The sequence below is a fragment of the Caulobacter sp. GW822-FHT01G02 genome, assembly GCF_058802865.1.
In genome coordinates, this window is the sequence record NZ_JBXAON010000007.1 from 20,810 (window position 1) to 36,999 (window position 16,190).

Below are 16,190 nucleotides of genomic sequence, written 5' to 3' on the forward strand. Positions count from 1 at the left end.
GAATCCTTGGAAGGACATCGCCTTGCTTCGACCTGGTCCGCGCAATCTGCTCACCGATGTGCCTGGCCTGACGGTCGGCAACGCCACGGACGAGGCGGCGCGCAGCGGCGTGACCGTCGTGCGCTTTCCGGGCGGCTGGATAGCCGGCGTCGACGTGCGCGGCGGCGGGCCAGGCGTGCGCGAGACCGCTGCCCTGTCGCCCGAGAACGGTTACTCCCGGCTGCACGCCCTGACCTTCAGCGGCGGATCGGTCTTCGGCCTGGCCGCCGCCGACGGCGTGACCGCCGCCCTGTCGCGGGCGGGCGAGGGCTTCCTGCTGAGACCGGATACGCCCCGGACCCCGATCGTGGCCGGCGCGGTGCTCTACGACCTGGCCAATGGGGGCGACAAGGCCTGGGAGATGGATCCGCCCTATCGGCGTCTGGGCCTGGCGGCCTTCGAGGCGGCCGGCGAAGCCTTCGCATTGGGCGCGGTCGGGGCCGGACGCGGCGCGCGGGCCGGCCTGGTCCAGGGCGGCCTGGGCTCGGCCTCGCTGGACCTGGGAGACGGCCTGAAGGTCGGGGCGCTGGTCGCCGCCAACCCGGTGGGCTCGGTGCTCATGCCCGACGGCGAGACCTTCTGGGCTTGGCCGTTCGAGATCGACGGCGAGTTCGGCGGCCGTGTTCCCACGGGACCGGCGGGGGCGGTCGAGCCCATGCCGGACGAGTCGCGACTGGCCGACCAAGGCCGCCTGACGCCAGGCGCGAACACCACCCTGGCCGTCGTGGCGGTGAACGCCGACCTCACCGCCGGCGAGTGCAAGCGCCTGGCGATGATGGCCCAGGACGGCCTGTCACGCGCCGTGCGCCCCGCCCACACGCCATTCGACGGCGACGTGGTGTTCGCGGCCGCTTCGGGAGCGGTGGCGCTCGGGACGGAGGCGCGCGCCCATCGCCTGGCGCGACTGGGCTCGGCGGCGGGCGACTGCCTGGCCCGGGCCATCGCCCGAGGGGTCCACGCCGCGCGCGGCTAGCCGCGGGCGGCTAGCGCTCGGGCCAGATTCGGCGTCGCGGCGATCAGTTGCGCCGTATACGGATGTTTCGGCGCGACGAAGAGCTCGGCGGTCGGTCCCGCCTCGACGATCTCGCCCTCGCGCATGACCAGCAGCCGATCGGTCAGGCCGCGCGCCACGCCCAAGTCGTGGGTCACGAACAGATAGGCCACGCCCAGGTCGTCGGAGAGCCGCGCCAGCAGGTCCAACACCTCGGCGCGGACGGTGACGTCGAGGGCCGAGACCGCCTCGTCCAGCGCGATGACGTCGGGCTCGACGATCAGGGCGCGGGCGATGGCGATGCGCTGGCGTTGGCCGCCGCTGAACTGGTGCGGATAGCGATCGGCGGCCTCGGCCGGCAGCCCGACCTTGGCCAACACGGCCTCGACCCTGGCGCGGTGTTCCGGGGGCGAGAGCCTGGCGTCCAGCAGGTGCAACGGCTCGGCCACCAGCCGCTCGACCGTCCAGCGCGGGTCGAGACTGCCGTTCGGGTCCTGAAAGACCAGCTGGATCGCGCGGCGGCGGCGGCGCGGCGAGGCTGGCGTGAAGGGCTCGCCAGCCAGACGCACCTCGCCGCCCTGCACGGGATCCAGGGCCAGAAGGGTCCGCAGCAGGGTCGACTTGCCGCTGCCGGACTCGCCGACCAGCCCGACGATCTCGCCCGGACGGATCTCCAGGGAGACGCCCCGTAGAGCGCGGACCGGCGGGCCGGCGCGGAGGAAGCCGCGCTGGCCGGGATAGTCGCGGACCACCCCGCGCGCTTCCAGGATCGGGGCGGCCCCGGCGTCCGGCCTCCGGGTCCGGACCGGCATTCGCTCGGCGTCGGCGGCCAGGGCCCGGGTGTAGGGATGGGTCAGGGCCTTGAAGACGGCGCCGGTCTCGCCCTGCTCGACGATCTGGCCGTCCTTCATCACCGCCACGTGGTCGGCGGCCTCGGCGACCAGGGCCAGGTCGTGGCTGATCAGGATCAGGGCCGCGCCGTCCTCGCGCACCAGATGGCGCAGCAGCTTGAGGATCTCGGCCTGGGTGGTGACGTCCAGCGCCGTGGTCGGCTCATCGGCGATCAGCAGGCGGGGCGACAAAACAACTGCGATGGCGATGGCTGCCCGCTGGCGCTGGCCGCCCGACAGCTCGTGCGGATAGCGGGTCAGGGGGATGTCGGCGAGGCCCACGCGATCCAGCGTCTCGCGGGCGGCGGCGTTGGCCTCGGCGCGCGAGGCCTTGCGGTGCAGGCGCACGACCTCGGCCACCTGGGCGCCGATGGTCATGACCGGGTTCAGGGCCGTCATCGGCTCCTGGAACACGATGCCGATGCGGTCGCCGCGCAGGCGCGACAGTTCCGCGTCGGACAGGCCGACGAGGTCGCGGCCCTCGAACCGGATCGCGCCCTCGACCCGCGCCCCGCGCGGCGGCAGGCCCAGGATCGAGAGGGCCGTGATCGACTTGCCCGAACCGGACTCGCCGACCACGCCCAGCACCTGACCAGCCTCCAGCGTCAGCGACAGGCCGCGCAGGATCGGCTGGTCGCCCAGCGCCAGCTTCAGGTCCTGGATCTCGAGCAAGGCCATCTAGCGGTCCTCGCCCAGGCGCGGGTCGAGGCGGTCGCGCAGGCCGTCGCCCAGCAGGTTCAGGCCCAGCACGGTGATGACGATGGCCAGGCCCGGGAAGATCGCCTGCAGCGGCGCGACCGCGACCAGGGTCTGGGCGTCGGCCAGCATCTTGCCCCAGCTGGCGGCGGGCGGCTGGGCGCCGAGACCGACGTACGAAAGCCCCGCCTCGGCGATGACGCCCAGCGAGAACTGTAAGGTCGCCTGTACGATCAGTATGCTGAATAATCCTGGCGCGATGTGCTCGATCGAGATCCGCGTCGCGCCCTTGCCGGCCGCGCGGGCGGCCAGAACGTAGTCACGGGTCCAGAGGCTTAGGGCCGAGCCTCGGGTCAGGCGGGCGAAGACCGGAACGTTGAAGACGCCGATGGCGATCACGGCGTTGATCGCGCCGGGGCCCAGGACGGCTGTGATCAGGATGGCCAGGATCAGGGCCGGGAAGGCGAAGACCACGTCCGAGGCGCGCATGACCAGCTCGTCGACGACACCTCGACGGGCCGCGGCCAGCAGGCCCAGCGGCACGCCGACGCCCGCGCCCAGCAGCACGGCCACCAGCGAGACCGACAGGGCGTTGCGAGCGCCCAGCAGGATCATCGAGGCCACGTCGCGGCCGAAGTGATCCAGGCCCAGCCAGTGGGCGGCCGAGGGTCCCTGCAAACGGTGGTCGATGTCGAAGCTGGCGACGTCGTAGGGCGTCCAGACCAGCGACAGCAGCGCGGCCACGACGAAAGCGATGCCGATCACGCCGCCGACGATCAGGGTTGGCGAAAGGCGGGACCGGCTCATGATCCGCGCCTCCGCAGGCGGGGATCGACCAGCACATAGGCCACGTCGACCAGGAAGTTGGTGGCCACCACGGCGAAGACCAGCAGCATGACCACGCCCTGCACCACGATCAGGTCGCGCTGGGCGATGGCCTGCAGCACCAGACGCCCCAGCCCCGGCAGGAAGAACACGTTCTCGATGATCACCCCGCCGGCCAAGAGGAAGGGGAACTGCAGGCCCAGGATGGTGAGCAGCGGGATCAGGGCGTTGGGCAGGCCGTGCCGCCACAGGGCTTGGCTCGCCGTCAGCCCCTTGGCGCGGGCGGTGCGCATGTAGTCCTCGGCCAGGGTGTCGATCAGGGCCGAGCGGGTGACGCGGGCGATGATCGCGGCTTGCGGCGCGGCCAGGGCGATGGCTGGCAGGGCCAGGGCCTTGAGCGCCGGGACCAGGCCCGCGTCCCAGCCGGGAAAGCCGCCGGCGGACACCCAGCGCAGACCGATCGAGAACACCATGACCAGCAGCACGGCGAACCAGAAGTTCGGCACGGCCACGCCTACCTGGGTCAGGCCCATGACGATCGTGTCGCTCCCCTTGCCCCGCCGCGCGGCCGCCAGGGCGCCGACCGGCGCGCCGACCACGACCGACAGGATCAGGGCCAACAGGGCCAGAGGCAGCGAAACGCCGATACGCTCGGCGACCAGGGCCGCGACCGGGGTCTGGTAGGTGTAGCTGACGCCCAGGTCGCCGCGCAGCATCCCCAGCAGCCAGGTGAGATAGCGCTGCGCCGGAGGGCCTTCGAGCCCCATCTGCTGGCGCAGGTTGGCCACGGCCTCGGGACTGGCGTTGAGGCCCAGCATGTAGGCGGCCGGATCCCCCGGCGCGACCTGGATGATCGCGAAGACCACGACGCTGGCGGCCAGCAGGGTCAGGACCATCACCACCGCCCGACCGCCCAGATAGGCCGCCCCGAAGCGGGCGGCGAGCAAGGCCAGGCCGGCGACCACGGCGAGCGTCAGGACGGCGCCGACGATCGCGCCGGCCGGACCGGCCTTGTCGCTGGCGATGGCTTCCGCCCCGCCGACGCCGTCGAACGACGCCGCGCGCAGGTCGATGGTCTGGGTCGGCGAATTGACCCAGAAGTCCTTCAGCCGCGCGTCGAACACGCCCAGGCGCGGGAACTGGAACAGGAAGCCGTTGACCGCGTCCTCGGCGATCCGGCGCTGGATCTGGCCCAGGATCGCCGCCCGCTGGCCCTCGTCGGTCGCGCCCTTCAAGGCTTCCATCAGGCCGTGGAAGGCGTCGCTATGATAGCCGAAATAGTAATCGGCCTTGTCATAGATGGCGTAGTCCATCGGTTCGGCGTGGCTGACGATGGTCAGGTCGAACGCGTGGCGGCCATAAACCTGGTCCAGCCACTGGGCCCACTCGATGTTCTCGATCTTCACGCGGACACCGGCCAGGGCCAGCTGGGCGGCGACGATCTCGCCGCCGCGGCGCGCGTAGTTGGGCGGCGGCAGTTTCAGGCTCAGGTCGAGGCCGTTGGGGTAGCCGGCCTGCGCCAGCAGCGCCTTGGCCTTGGCGATGTCGTGCGGATAGAAGCCGGTCAGGTCGACATAGGCCGCGTTCTGCGGCGGAAAGTGGCTGCCGATCGGCGTCCCATAGCCGTACATCGCCCCGTCGATGATCGCCCGCCGGTCCAGGGCGTATTGCAGGGCGCGGCGCACCCGCAGGTCGGCCAGCGGGCCGGCGCGATTGTTGATCGCCAGGATCACCTCGCCCTCGCTGGAGGCGGTGACCACCTTCAGGGCCGGATCGGCGCGCAGCTGGGCCAGGTTTTCCGGGGCTGGATAGTCAGGGAAGGCGTCGACCTCATGGGTCTTGATCGCCGCATAGGCCGCCGCCGGATCGGCGATGAACTTGAACTTCACCTGGCGCAGCTTGGCGGGCTGGCCCCAGTAGCCGTCGTCGCGGACCACGGTCACGGTGTCGCCGCGTCGCCAGCTGGCGAACCTGAACGGGCCGGTGCCCACCGGGGCGGTGGCGAGACTCCCTGCCGACTTGGGCGAGACCATCACGCTGTCGCCCCAGGCCAGGGTGTAGAGCAGGTTGCTGTCGGGGCTCGAGAGACGCAGGCGCACCGTGCGCGGGTCGACGACCTCGACCTGACGGATAACGCTCAGCGCCTGTTTCTGGACATTGGTCGAGGCCGGGCCGAGCGCGCGCTCCAGGCTGAACTTGACGATGCCGGCGTCGAAGGGCGTTCCGTCCTGGAACCGCACGCCGTCGCGGAGGTGGAAGGTGTAGGTCAGGCCGTCGGGCGACACCTCCCACCAGGTCGCCAGCAACGGCTTGACCGCGCCTTGCGCGTCGAGGCGGACGAGGCCTTCGAAGACGTTGCCGTAGACCACCTCGTCGGTCGCCACCGCCGCGCCGGATGTGGGGTCGAGGTTGGGCGGCTCCAACTGCAGCGCGACCGTCAGCGTGTCCTTGGGCGCGGCATGGGCGACGGGCGCGAACGCCAACAGGCAGGCCGCCGCCAGACCGAGAAGGGCGCGGAGCTTCACGCGATGCGCGCCCGGGCCTTGGCTGCCTCGGCGGGCAGGCCCAGGCGGTCATAGACTCTCGCCAGGGCGCGATTGAGCGGGACGCCGTCGGGATCGAAGCCGCGCCGCAGCTCCAGCGCCTGCTGAGCTTCCGACAGGCGGTCGGCCCGGATCAGGGCGTCGAGGATCAATTGTTCGAAGAGATCGCGCTGGGCGTGGCTGCCGCCGATCTCGGCCAGGCGCGGCAGGGCGGCGCGCAGGCCACGCAGGGCGCTCGGATGGTCGCCCCGCGTGTGGGCGACCAGCCCCTCGGCGGCGGGCAAGGCCACCTCGCGCCAAGTCTCGCGGACATGGTCGGGGGCGTCCAGCGCCGCGCGGCGCACGGCGGCCAGCAGGGCGTCGGCCTGCGGCCGACCGGCGCGGGCCAGGCCGTAGAGATACTGCAGGGTCAGGAACGGCTGGACCACGTCGTCAGCGCGCGCGGCCAGGCGATTGGCCACGTCATCCCAGCGGTCGCCGACGTCGACGCCGGCCAGCTCCAGTCGGGCCAGCAGCGACACCGCCCCGACCTGGTCCTGGGAATAGTCCTTCTCCTGTCCCCAGACATGGTCGTCATAGAGGGCGAGGGCGGCGCCGAACCGGCCCTGGCTCAGATAGAACAGCGCCAGGTGCCACCAGAGGTGGGTATCCATGAACGAGTTGAGGTCGGTCCAGGTGTCGCGCACGCCTTCCAGGAACGCGACGCCCTCGGCGACGCGGCCTTGGGTCAGCATCACGTGGGCCAGGGCGTGCTGGGCCCAGGGCTCCTTGCGCTTCAGGGCCAGGGCGCGCCGCGCGGCGGCTTCGGCCTCGTCCAGCAGATGACACTGCTCATAGGCGAAGGCCAGCATGCCGTGCAGCTGGGCCACGTCCTCGGCGGCCGGCAGGACGGCGCTGGCCGCCCGCAGCATGGCCGGGAAGTCGCCGCGGTTGAAGTGATGATACTGCGCGAGCTTCAGCACCAGCAGGTCACGCGGCCAGGCCGCCAGGATCGTGTCGGCGATGGCCAGGGCGCCGGGGATGTCGTCGGCCGACCACGCCGTCACGAACGCGACGAAGGCCTGTTCGCGGGGATGGGCCTGGCCCACCGCCGCTCGGGCGCGGGCCAGGTAGGGCGCGGCGCGGTCGGCGGCCTCGGGCGCTTCGAGCAGCAGCCACAGCGTCGCGGCATAGGCGTTCAGCAGCACGCTCTCCGGATACGCCTCGGCCGCGCCGATCACCTCGGCCGCCCGCGTCTCATAGCTGAGAAAGCCGTCGACGAAGGTGTCGACGGCCGCCAGGGCGGCGTCGGACGTCGGGCTCACCGGATTGCCGAGATAGTCGCTACGCATAAGGGTACTCTAGCGGACGCCAGCCTCGGCGAGGAAGGCGGCCGTATCGTCAGCTGAGCGTTGCGGCATCTCGACCTGCGGCAGGTGCCCAACCTTCGGATAGACGATCAGCCTGGCGCCTGGGATCGCCTCGACGAACTTGTGGGCGCCGGCCACCTCGATCAGCGGGTCGATCTCGCCCCACAAGACCAAGGTCGGGACCTTGATGGTCGAGAGGACCTCCTTGGTCGCCTGGCTGTGCTTGCCGGGCTGGATCGACATCAGGATGGCGCGGTGACCTGGGGCGCGCTGCAGCTCGGCCCAGCGATCGATGAGGGCGTCGGTGATCACGGTCGGATCCCCGACCTCGCCGCGCAGACCCGAGCGGATCAGCGGCTTGTTGTCGATCGAGCGCAGGAAGGCGCGGCCCCACGAATACTTCAGCAGCTTGAAGGCCAGGGGCGGCTTCTTCAGGCTCGTGGAGGGCCAGCCGGCGGCGTCGACCAGGATCAGGCCGTTCACGCGGTCCGGATGGCGCGCCGCCACCTGCCAGGCCACGCCGCCGCCCATCGAATTGCCGGCGATGGCGAACTTGGGAAGGTCCTCCTTGGCCGCCAGGGCGTCGACCAGGTCGGCGAAGCCATCGGCCGAGGCGACATAGCCCACGGGGGCGCGCGTCAGGCCGTGACCCGGCAGGTCGATGGTGATGATCCGATAGCGATCGCCGAGCCGGGCGACCCAGCCCTCCCACGAGAAATGCGAATCGCCAAAGCCGTGGACCAAGACGAGCAGCGGCCCATCGGCCTTGCCCTCGTCCTTGTAGTGCAACCGCACGCCGCCGGGCAGATCGGCATAGCGCGAGGCCTTGGTGGCGTACTTGGCTTCCAGGGTTTCGTAGGGAATGTCGGGGCCGCGCAGCAGCAGCCAGCCGACGAGGCCCGCGAGGACGACCAGGCCAACGAGGCCGCCCAGGATCAGCAACAAGGTCTTCAACATGTTCAACGCTCCAGGGCGGTCGTTGCCTGACTAGAAAGCGTAGTTGACGCGAACGCCATAGGTGGCGGGCTGGCCGGGCGCGGCGATGTCGATCAGCGGCAGGAAGAAGTTCCGCGTCAGGTCGTACTTGGTGTTGAAGACGTTCTTGGCGAAGGCAGTCAGCGCCCACGGCCCCTTGGCGGGCGACAGGGTCACGCTGGCGTTGGCCAGCCAGTACGAGTCAACATCGTAGCGCGACCCCAGCAGCAGCGGCTTGGTCTTGTCGTGGAAGGCGTAGTCGCCCTGCGCCTCGACCTCGTAGTCGCCGACGGCCCAGGTATAGGACACGTCGCCGCCGTAGCTGAGCGGCGGGAAGCCGACCTTGGCCCCGGTGCGGTCGATAAAGACGGCGTGCTTGGCCGCGACGCTGGCGGGGATATCCAGGTCGTTCAGATACCTGTCGAACTTGCCGGTCTTGTAGCCCAGCGACTGGCCGATCCGTAAGGAGCGGACCGGGCGCCAGGTCAGCTCCAGCTCGCCGCCGTACAGGTGCGACTTCTGAGCGTTGACGATGGCGCCGATCGGGCCGTTGTTGATGTCGTAGATCGCCGACTGAACCTGCTGGTCCTTGTAGTCGTAATAGAAGACCGAGCCATTCAGCTGGACGGTGTTGGCCGCGAAGCTGGACTTGAACCCGCTCTCGTAGGCCCACAGGGTCTCGGGCTTGAAGCCGTCGACGGCCGCGGCGTCGCCACGATTGTAAGAGGTGAAGCCGCCCGACTTCGTGCCCTTGCTGACGCTGGCATAGAGCAGCACGCCATCGACCGGCTTGTACTCAAGGGCCAGCTTGCCGGTCACGGACTTGTTCTTCAGCGACTTATCGTCGGTCGGACTGAAGTTGGTCGGCGGCGCGCCGGGGGCGAAGACGCCGGCGGTGACGAAGTCGAACTGCTGGCGCTTTTCATCCTCGCCGCGCAGGCCGGCCACCAGTTTCAGCCTGTCGCTGAGCGCGTATTCCACCTGGCCGAACAACGAGGCCGAGCGGACCTTCTGGCTGTAGGTCGTGCGGGTGTCGAACAGCAGCGACTGGTAGAAGTCCGAATAGAAGGCCTCATCGATGGTTTCGCGCGAATAGTAGCCGCCGACCAGCCATTGCAGCGGGCCTTCGGTCTTCGACGAGGCCCGCAGCTCCTGTGAGAACACCTTGGCGTCGGTGTCGAAATAGGTCCCGGCATAGGCGTACTGGGAGGCGTCCCAGTCGTTGTATTCCTTGCGGTGCAGCTTTTCGTAGGACGTGATCGACACCAGGTCGACGCCGCCGGTCTCGCCGTGGGCGCGCAGGGAGACGCCGCTGCTCTTGGTGTCATGGAATGGCTTGGCGTTCGCGGCGATGCCGGTCAGCGTCGCGAAGGCGGCCGAGCCGCCCCAGCCGGTGTTCTTGCGGCTGCTGTCGGCCGGAATGGTCGCCAGGCTGGCATTGTAGCCCAGCGGATTGAACAGATAGAGGCCGGTCGGCTCGGACTTGTCGTAACCGGCATGGACGCTGAGCAGGACGTCGGCCTTGTCGTTCGGCGTCCAGGCCAGTTGGCCGCGCACCGAGCTGGTGTCCTTGTCGCCCAGCTTCTGACCCGTGGCGCGGTTCTTCTGCCAGGCGCCGCCTTGGTCGGTGACGAAGGCCAGGCGGCCACTGAGCGTGTCGCCGAGCGGTCCGGACACGTAGCCCTCGGCCTTGAACGCGTCGTTGTTGTCGTATTCGGCGGTCACGCCGGCGGCCAGGCTGTTGGTCGGCCGGTTGGTGATGAAGTTGATCGCGCCGCCGGTGGTGTTGCGGCCGTACAGCGTGCCCTGCGGGCCGCGCAGCACTTCCACGCGGGCGATGTCGAACAGCAGGCCCTGGGTCTGGGCCTGGATCGGATAGGCCACCTCGTCGACGCTGACGCCGACGGTCGAGGAGTTGTTGGACGCGTAGTCGTCGAAACCGACGCCGCGCAGGCGGAAGCTGGGCTGGCCGCTGCCGAACTGGGGCGTGATCTCCAGGCTCGGCGTGGCGTACCGCAGCTGGTTGACCGTGGCCACGCCGCGCGCGACCAGCTGTTCGCCGGAGATCACCGACAGGGCGACGCCAACGTCCTGGGCCGATTGCTCGCGGCGCTGGGCGGTGACGATCACCTGCTCGACGGCGGCGTCGCCGGAAGCCTGGGCGCCGGCCTGGGCCCACGCGGCGCCCGCGAAAGCCACGCCCAAGGCCCCGGCGGCGGTTCCGATAAGAAGACGCTTGATCACTGCTCTATCCCCTTGTCGACGCCGGGAGAATGCGCCGGTTCTGCGGGACCAAAATTCCTACTGAAACAATGGGAATTGAAATGGAGATTTCCTCCCCAGAGGCCAAGCTTCTCTAATCACCGTTCAACAGGCGGGGAAAATCCGATCGGAGGCAAGCCTCAACGGAAAGCCGGGGATGTAGCCTTCGGGACGAGTCTGGTCCCCTCGTCACCGGTCGCCGGCAATTTCGCCCGGGCGGAGGGGTGTCATAGCGAGTTCAAGAACTTTTCCCAGGGCTCCAGGCGCACCGCCGGTGTGTCCCAGAAACCCGCCTTCGCGGCGGCCGCGCGACCGGCCTCGAACGAGGCTTTCATGGCTTCAGTGTCGAAGTCGAGCATGGCGCCGTTGGCGGTCGTGGCCGGGCGGGCGGGGATCGAGGCGACGCTCAAGGGGATGTTGTTGCCTATGCAGAACGTGGTCACGACATTCAACGCCTGACGGTAGGAGACCCGCAGCATCGTGTCGAAGCTGCGGATCAGGACACCCGGCAAACTCGGTGATGTCGTGCGCGGCGACGGGTCGATCACCGTGTTGATGAGGACGTAGACGCGACCGCGCCGCAGTCGCCGGCCGACCCGCAGCCAGTGCAGCAGGGCCTCGGGCAGGATGAACAGCGGCGTGGTGACGCCGCCGTCGACATGCAGTTCGTCGAAGGGTTCGCCGTCCGCTTCGCAGCGGATCAGCCGCGGCGGAAACAGGCCTGGCATGCTGGCCGAGGCGGCGAGAACCAGCCGGAACATCTCCACGGCCGAGGATCCGCCCCGGCACGCGATCTCGCCCATGTCCCAGATGGCCGGGCGTTGGCTGTCGAGATCGGTGGTGGCGATCAGCAGGCGGCGGTCGCGGCGATGCTCGGCGGCGACGGCGGCGACCAAGGCCTCGTCGATGAACGGAGCGATCAAGCCATCAAGGCTCTCGGCGGTCATAAGCCCCCCCTGGAGCACGCCCGCGAGCGCCGTCCACCGGAACTGCTCGGCCGCGCGCCCCCCCGTGTAGGCCTCCTTCAACCGCTCGTCCCACGCCGGGCCCAGAAAGGCGAACGGCGCGATCAGGGCGCCCGTGCTCACCCCGGTTACGATATCGAACCGGGGACGGTAGCCGGCCAGGCCAAGGCCCACGAGGGCCCCGGCGCCATAGGCTCCGCCCGCGGCGCCGCCAGAGATCGCGAGCACGTTGAACTCGTCGCTGCCCAGCCGAGGATGGGGAAGCGCCAGGCGTTCGGCGGCGGCCTGGAGCGAAACTTCCGCTTCCTCGAAGCTCAGTCGCACGCCCGCGAAGCCGGTGGGTTGGGCCAGCGGCGATGACGGCGCGGGCAGGCGGCGAGACCAGAGTTCGTCAAACTGCGGCCAATCAAACTTGTGATCCGACACCGCAGCCTCGCCTTGAGCGTCCAAGAGCGAAGCTTCATCGCCCGGGAATGATGAAACCCAACCTTATGCGCGCATCACTTGATCAAGGTCAAAGCGGGAGCACTTTGGTGGTGGCGGCCTCAGCTCAAGGCCTCGGCGTCGGCATGGCCGCGGCCCTGCCTGAACTCGCGGGGCGACAGGCCGTACTGCTCGCGAAAGGCCCGGCTGAAGTGGGCCGAGCCGTTGAACCCCCAGCGGAAGCAGATCTCCGAGATCGACAGCCGGGCGTGCTGGGGGCTGGCGAGATCGATCCGGCACCGCTCCAGCCGACGCGAGCGCAGATAGTGGCTGAAGGTCTCGTTGGCCGAGGCGAACAGCTTTTGCACGTAGCGCGGCGAGACCCCCTCCTCGTCCGCGACGCGCCGCAGCGACAGCTCGGCGTCGGGCAACAGGGTCTCGATGGTCTGGCAAAGTCGCTGCAGGTGCGCGGTCGGGGTCGTCGTCTCATAGGCGTCGGAGACCGCCGCCCCCTGCTCGAGCAAGCATTGCGCGAGAAACTCCGTAAAGGCCAGGTCCACCGGCCGCAGTTGGTCGACAGAGAGGTTCTCCAGCTCCTCGGCGGTCGCGCGCAGCAGGTCCGAGAGGATGCGCGGCACGCCCTTGGAGCCATCCAGCCAGCCGACCCGAAGGTTGAAAGGCCGGATCAGCCGGTGGTCCAGCGCCACGCGCGGCGCGCGGACGAACAGAAGCCGCGAGCGGGTGTCGAGCCGCAAGGCCGCCGCCTGTCCCGTCGGGCCGAAGGCGATGTCGCCCGCCCCGACGCTGACCGCCAGCTCGTCGGTGACCAGGGTGGCTTCGCCATTCAGCAAGACCGCCAGCCAGATCGCCGCCGGTTGCGCCGTGAGGCGGCCGGCGATCGTCTGGGCGCCGGCCTCGACCAGAGCGAATTCGATCCCCAGCGGCGAGGTCAGGCAGACGACCGACGCGGCCGCCGGCTCGTTGTCGGACAGCCCCTCGATCGGCAGGCCCAGGCGGCTCATCGCCTCGCGCCAGGCCTCCGCGCGCTCGGCGCGGGGGTGGCTTTCGGTGCTGAACGACCAGGCCTTCATGGGTCTATGCCTTGAGCTTTGGAAAGATGTCGCGCGGGATCCTGACGTGACAGCCCTGGGTGCCGTCGACCACCTGGGTGACCCCGAAGTCGGCCGCCACGCTCATCAGCGAATAGGCGTCGTTCTTGGACAGGCCGACCTGGTCGCTGAGCAGGCTCAGCATCTTGGTCGAGGCGTCGCGCATGGCCAGGTTCAGGTCCTCGTTGAAGCCGTGGACGATCCACCACTTGGGCGTCTCCAGCAGCGGGCCGGGCGTCTGGATATCCTTGCGCAGCACGATCTGCATCAGGACGTTCAGCGAGCTCTCGATGGCCGTGCCCGACAGCTCGCCGTCACCCTGGCTGACATGCGGGTCGCCGATCGAGAACAGGCCGCCGTCGACCTGCACCGTGTAGTACATCGTGGCGCCGGCCCCGATGCGCCAGTTGTCGATGTTGCCGCCGTGCTCGCCGGGCGGGATGGTGCTGACGCGACCGTCGACGGCGGGCGCCACGCCCGCGGTGCCCAGGTGAGGCCGGGCCGGGATCCGGATCCCCTTCAGGGCCGGCTGGCGGTCGCACTCGGGACAATGGGTGACCGTGCCTGGGATCAGGTACTTGCCCTCGAAGTCGTAGGCGTAGAGGGCGCTGGCGGTGTTGGTGTTCGGATCCAGCTCGTAGATCGTCACCCGCTCCTTCTCGCCGAACTCCTTGTAGAGATAGCCCCAGTTGGCCGCGAGGTTGGAGCCGTAGTTGTTGCGCGGGACCATGCGCAGGTAGCGCACCTCCAGCACATCGCCAGGCTTGGCGCCCTCGACATGGATGGGGCCGGTCATGATGTGCACGCCCGGGTTGCGGTCTTCCTCTGGGATCTCCTTGAAGATCCGGGTGACGCCTTCGTCCATCATCAGCTCGGGCGCGTCGCCGGCGTGGTGGGTGATCGCCTCGGCCTGGACCAGGTCCCCGCTCTTGATCCGCAGCGACGGCGGCGTCGAAGGATCGAAATAGCCCCAGTGCACGCTCGTGGGCGTGGCCTTCAGGGTGTGCAGGGCGCCGGGAACGACGTCCGGGCGGGTCTGGCCGGGTTCGCAGATAAAGGGCATCGGGATCTCCGGGTCAGGCTGCGGCGCCGAGCGTCACGCTGGTCATGCTCAGCGAGCCGTGCTCGATATGGTCGGGGGCGAAGGTCGGGACGTCGCCGGGCAGGCGCGCGCCCAGCACGTAGAGCAGCGGCCAGTAGTGGTCGGGCGTCGGCACGGAGCGCTTGGCGTCCTGGCCCTGGCTTTCGAAGTCGACGGCGCGCTGCGGGGCGTCCTCGACGATGGCGGTCTTGATGTAGTCGTTGAAACGCCGCGACCAGTCGTAGGGCGCGCAGTTGCGGTCGCCCCAGTCCATGGCTGGCAGGTTGTGGACGATGTTGCCGGTGCCGACGATCAGCACGCCCTCGTCGCGCAGGGGCGCCAGGCGCTGGCCGATCTCGTAATGCCAGGCGGGCGGCTTGCTCGCGTCCATGCTGAGTTGCACCACCGGCACGTCGGCGTCCGGGAACGCCTTACCCAGCACCGACCAGGTCCCGTGGTCCAGGCCCCAGCCACTCTCGTCCAGGGTTACAGGCGTAGGACTGAGGACCTCGCGCACCCGCGCGGCCAGTTCGGGCGAGCCGGGCGCCGGGTATTGCTGGTCGAACAGCGCCTTGGGAAAGGACGCCCCGAAGTCGTGGATGGTGCGGGGCCTGGTCATGGCCGTCACCGCGACCCCGCGCGTCAGCCAGTGGGCCGAGACGCAGAGAATCGCCTTGGGCTTGCCGACGGCGTCGCCCATGGCCTTCCAGGTCCGCGTGGTGTCGTTGGTCTCCAGCGCGATCATCGGGCTGCCATGACCGAAGAAGATAACGGGCAGACGGCTCATGCGGCGGCCTCCGTACTGGCAGGGGCGGGCGCGTCGCCGGCTTTCAGGGCGGCCCAGGTTTTCTGGTAGCGCGGCGTCAGCCAGCGGTTGAACTGCACCTGCGCCCCCTCCTGCCAGGAGTAGCGGCCCCGGATGGCGAAGCGCGAGCGCAGGCCCTGCTGGACCAGTTCGTCGACATGCATGTCCTGGGCGATGATCTTGCCGGCCGAGGTCATGATCATCTCGAGGCGCTCCTCGAAGCCGGGGCTCTCCGTGGCGCCGGGCGCCACGAGGATTCCGGTGTCCTGCTCCATGGTCTCGGGACCGGTCGGGCGCAGGATCAGGTAGATGACCATGTCGCTGGTCATCACCAGGGACAGCGTCGGCGGGATGTTGGCGAAGGTGGCGCGGTTGCGGTCCTCGTCGGTCAGGTTCGGAAAGACCGGCAGAACCGCCTTCTGCGTCGGGTTGAAGCTGGCGTCGGCGTGCAGGGTGCCGTTGTAGCGCAGGAAGCCGGCGTCGCCCTCGCCCGCCTCGGGGAAGCTGCACAGCTCGCTCGGAATGAAGTCGTGCAGCGGCCCCCGGTGCAGCTTGCTGGCGTGGTAGCCGTCGTTGTTGTTCTCGAACATCACCTTCCAGTTCCAGGCGAACTGGCCGGTCATCGGCGGCGAAAGGCCGTCGGCGTTCGAAAGGTCGTAGTTGGCCACGGCCGCCTCGACGGCCGCCAGGCGCGGCGCCAGCGGCGGGGCCTCGGCGTCGAAGTTGATGAAGATGAAGCCCAGCCAGACCTCGACCTTGAAGGTCGGGAGCTTGACGGCCTTCTTGTCGAACTCGCAGGTCCGCTCCATGGCCGGGGCGTTCACCAGGTCGCCGTTCAGCGAATAGACCCAGTGGTGATAGGGGCAGACGAAGCCGCGCGTATTGCCCCTGCCCTCGGCCACCAGCATGGCGCGGTGCTGGCAGACGGCCGACATCGCCTTGATCTGGTTGTCGCGGTTGCGCGTGACGATGATCGGCTCGCCGATGATCCGCGTCGTGAAGAAGTCGCCGGGCTCTTTCACCCAGTCGACGCGGCCCACGCACAGCCATTCGTGATTGAACAGCGCCTCCTTCTCGAACTCGTAGAAGTCGGCGTCGACATAGCAGGCGGGTGGCAGGGTCTCGGCGGTGTCGACGTTCCGCATCGAGCGGGAAAGGCCCTCGAAGAAGACGTCGCTGAGAAGGGGCGGCCGCGGGCTCATTGTGAAGCGCTCTGCAAGGGCGGAAGTCGACCATC

The 16,190-nt window shown here is 69.4% G+C and carries 12 protein-coding genes; 1 reads left to right on the forward strand and 11 read right to left on the reverse strand.

Annotated features, from left to right (window positions below):
- Positions 1 to 22 precede the first annotated feature (22 nt).
- A complete protein-coding gene (locus AC1RNC_RS19695) occupies positions 23 to 1,012 on the forward strand; it encodes a P1 family peptidase (protein WP_492887983.1) in 990 nt (329 codons plus the stop codon).
- Here AC1RNC_RS19695 and AC1RNC_RS19700 read toward each other — a convergent pair.
- The 11 genes from AC1RNC_RS19700 to AC1RNC_RS19750 form a co-directional block, all read right to left on the reverse strand.
- Positions 1,009 to 2,598 (reverse strand): dipeptide ABC transporter ATP-binding protein, encoded by a 1,590-nt coding sequence (locus tag AC1RNC_RS19700; protein WP_492887984.1) that lies wholly within the window; start codon positions 2,596 to 2,598, stop codon positions 1,009 to 1,011. The two genes, AC1RNC_RS19695 and AC1RNC_RS19700, sit on opposite strands and share 4 nt — an antisense overlap.
- Entirely contained in the window at positions 2,599 to 3,423 is an 825-nt protein-coding gene (locus tag AC1RNC_RS19705) for an ABC transporter permease (protein ID WP_492887985.1), read from the reverse strand.
- Positions 3,420 to 5,966 (reverse strand): ABC transporter substrate-binding protein, encoded by a 2,547-nt coding sequence (locus AC1RNC_RS19710; protein ID WP_492887986.1) that lies wholly within the window; start codon positions 5,964 to 5,966, stop codon positions 3,420 to 3,422. Before AC1RNC_RS19710 ends, AC1RNC_RS19705 begins: the two co-directional genes overlap by 4 nt.
- The gene (locus AC1RNC_RS19715) at positions 5,963 to 7,315 is read right to left on the reverse strand and encodes a tetratricopeptide repeat protein (protein ID WP_492887987.1); all 1,353 of its coding nucleotides are present in this window, start codon (positions 7,313 to 7,315) and stop codon (positions 5,963 to 5,965) included. Before AC1RNC_RS19715 ends, AC1RNC_RS19710 begins: the two co-directional genes overlap by 4 nt.
- A 9-nt stretch (positions 7,316 to 7,324) precedes the next feature.
- On the reverse strand, positions 7,325 to 8,290 hold the full coding sequence (locus AC1RNC_RS19720) for an alpha/beta fold hydrolase (protein WP_492887988.1): 966 nt from the start codon (positions 8,288 to 8,290) through the stop codon (positions 7,325 to 7,327).
- A gap of 30 nt (positions 8,291 to 8,320) precedes the next feature.
- A complete protein-coding gene (locus AC1RNC_RS19725; protein WP_492887989.1) occupies positions 8,321 to 10,552 on the reverse strand; it encodes a TonB-dependent receptor in 2,232 nt (743 codons plus the stop codon).
- A gap of 245 nt (positions 10,553 to 10,797) precedes the next feature.
- Positions 10,798 to 11,961, reverse strand: a complete 1,164-nt coding sequence (locus AC1RNC_RS19730) for a patatin-like phospholipase family protein (protein ID WP_492887990.1) — start codon at positions 11,959 to 11,961, stop codon at positions 10,798 to 10,800.
- A gap of 119 nt (positions 11,962 to 12,080) precedes the next feature.
- The gene (locus AC1RNC_RS19735; RefSeq protein WP_492887991.1) at positions 12,081 to 13,049 is read right to left on the reverse strand and encodes an AraC family transcriptional regulator; all 969 of its coding nucleotides are present in this window, start codon (positions 13,047 to 13,049) and stop codon (positions 12,081 to 12,083) included.
- A 4-nt stretch (positions 13,050 to 13,053) separates the two neighbouring features.
- On the reverse strand, positions 13,054 to 14,130 hold the full coding sequence (locus AC1RNC_RS19740) for an acetamidase/formamidase family protein (RefSeq protein WP_492887992.1): 1,077 nt from the start codon (positions 14,128 to 14,130) through the stop codon (positions 13,054 to 13,056).
- A 13-nt stretch (positions 14,131 to 14,143) separates the two neighbouring features.
- Entirely contained in the window at positions 14,144 to 14,935 is a 792-nt protein-coding gene (gene ygiD / locus AC1RNC_RS19745; RefSeq protein WP_492887993.1) for a 4,5-DOPA-extradiol-dioxygenase, read from the reverse strand.
- Positions 14,932 to 16,155, reverse strand: a complete 1,224-nt coding sequence (locus tag AC1RNC_RS19750; protein ID WP_492887994.1) for an aromatic ring-hydroxylating oxygenase subunit alpha — start codon at positions 16,153 to 16,155, stop codon at positions 14,932 to 14,934. Before AC1RNC_RS19750 ends, ygiD begins: the two co-directional genes overlap by 4 nt.
- Positions 16,156 to 16,190: the final 35 nt, after the last annotated feature.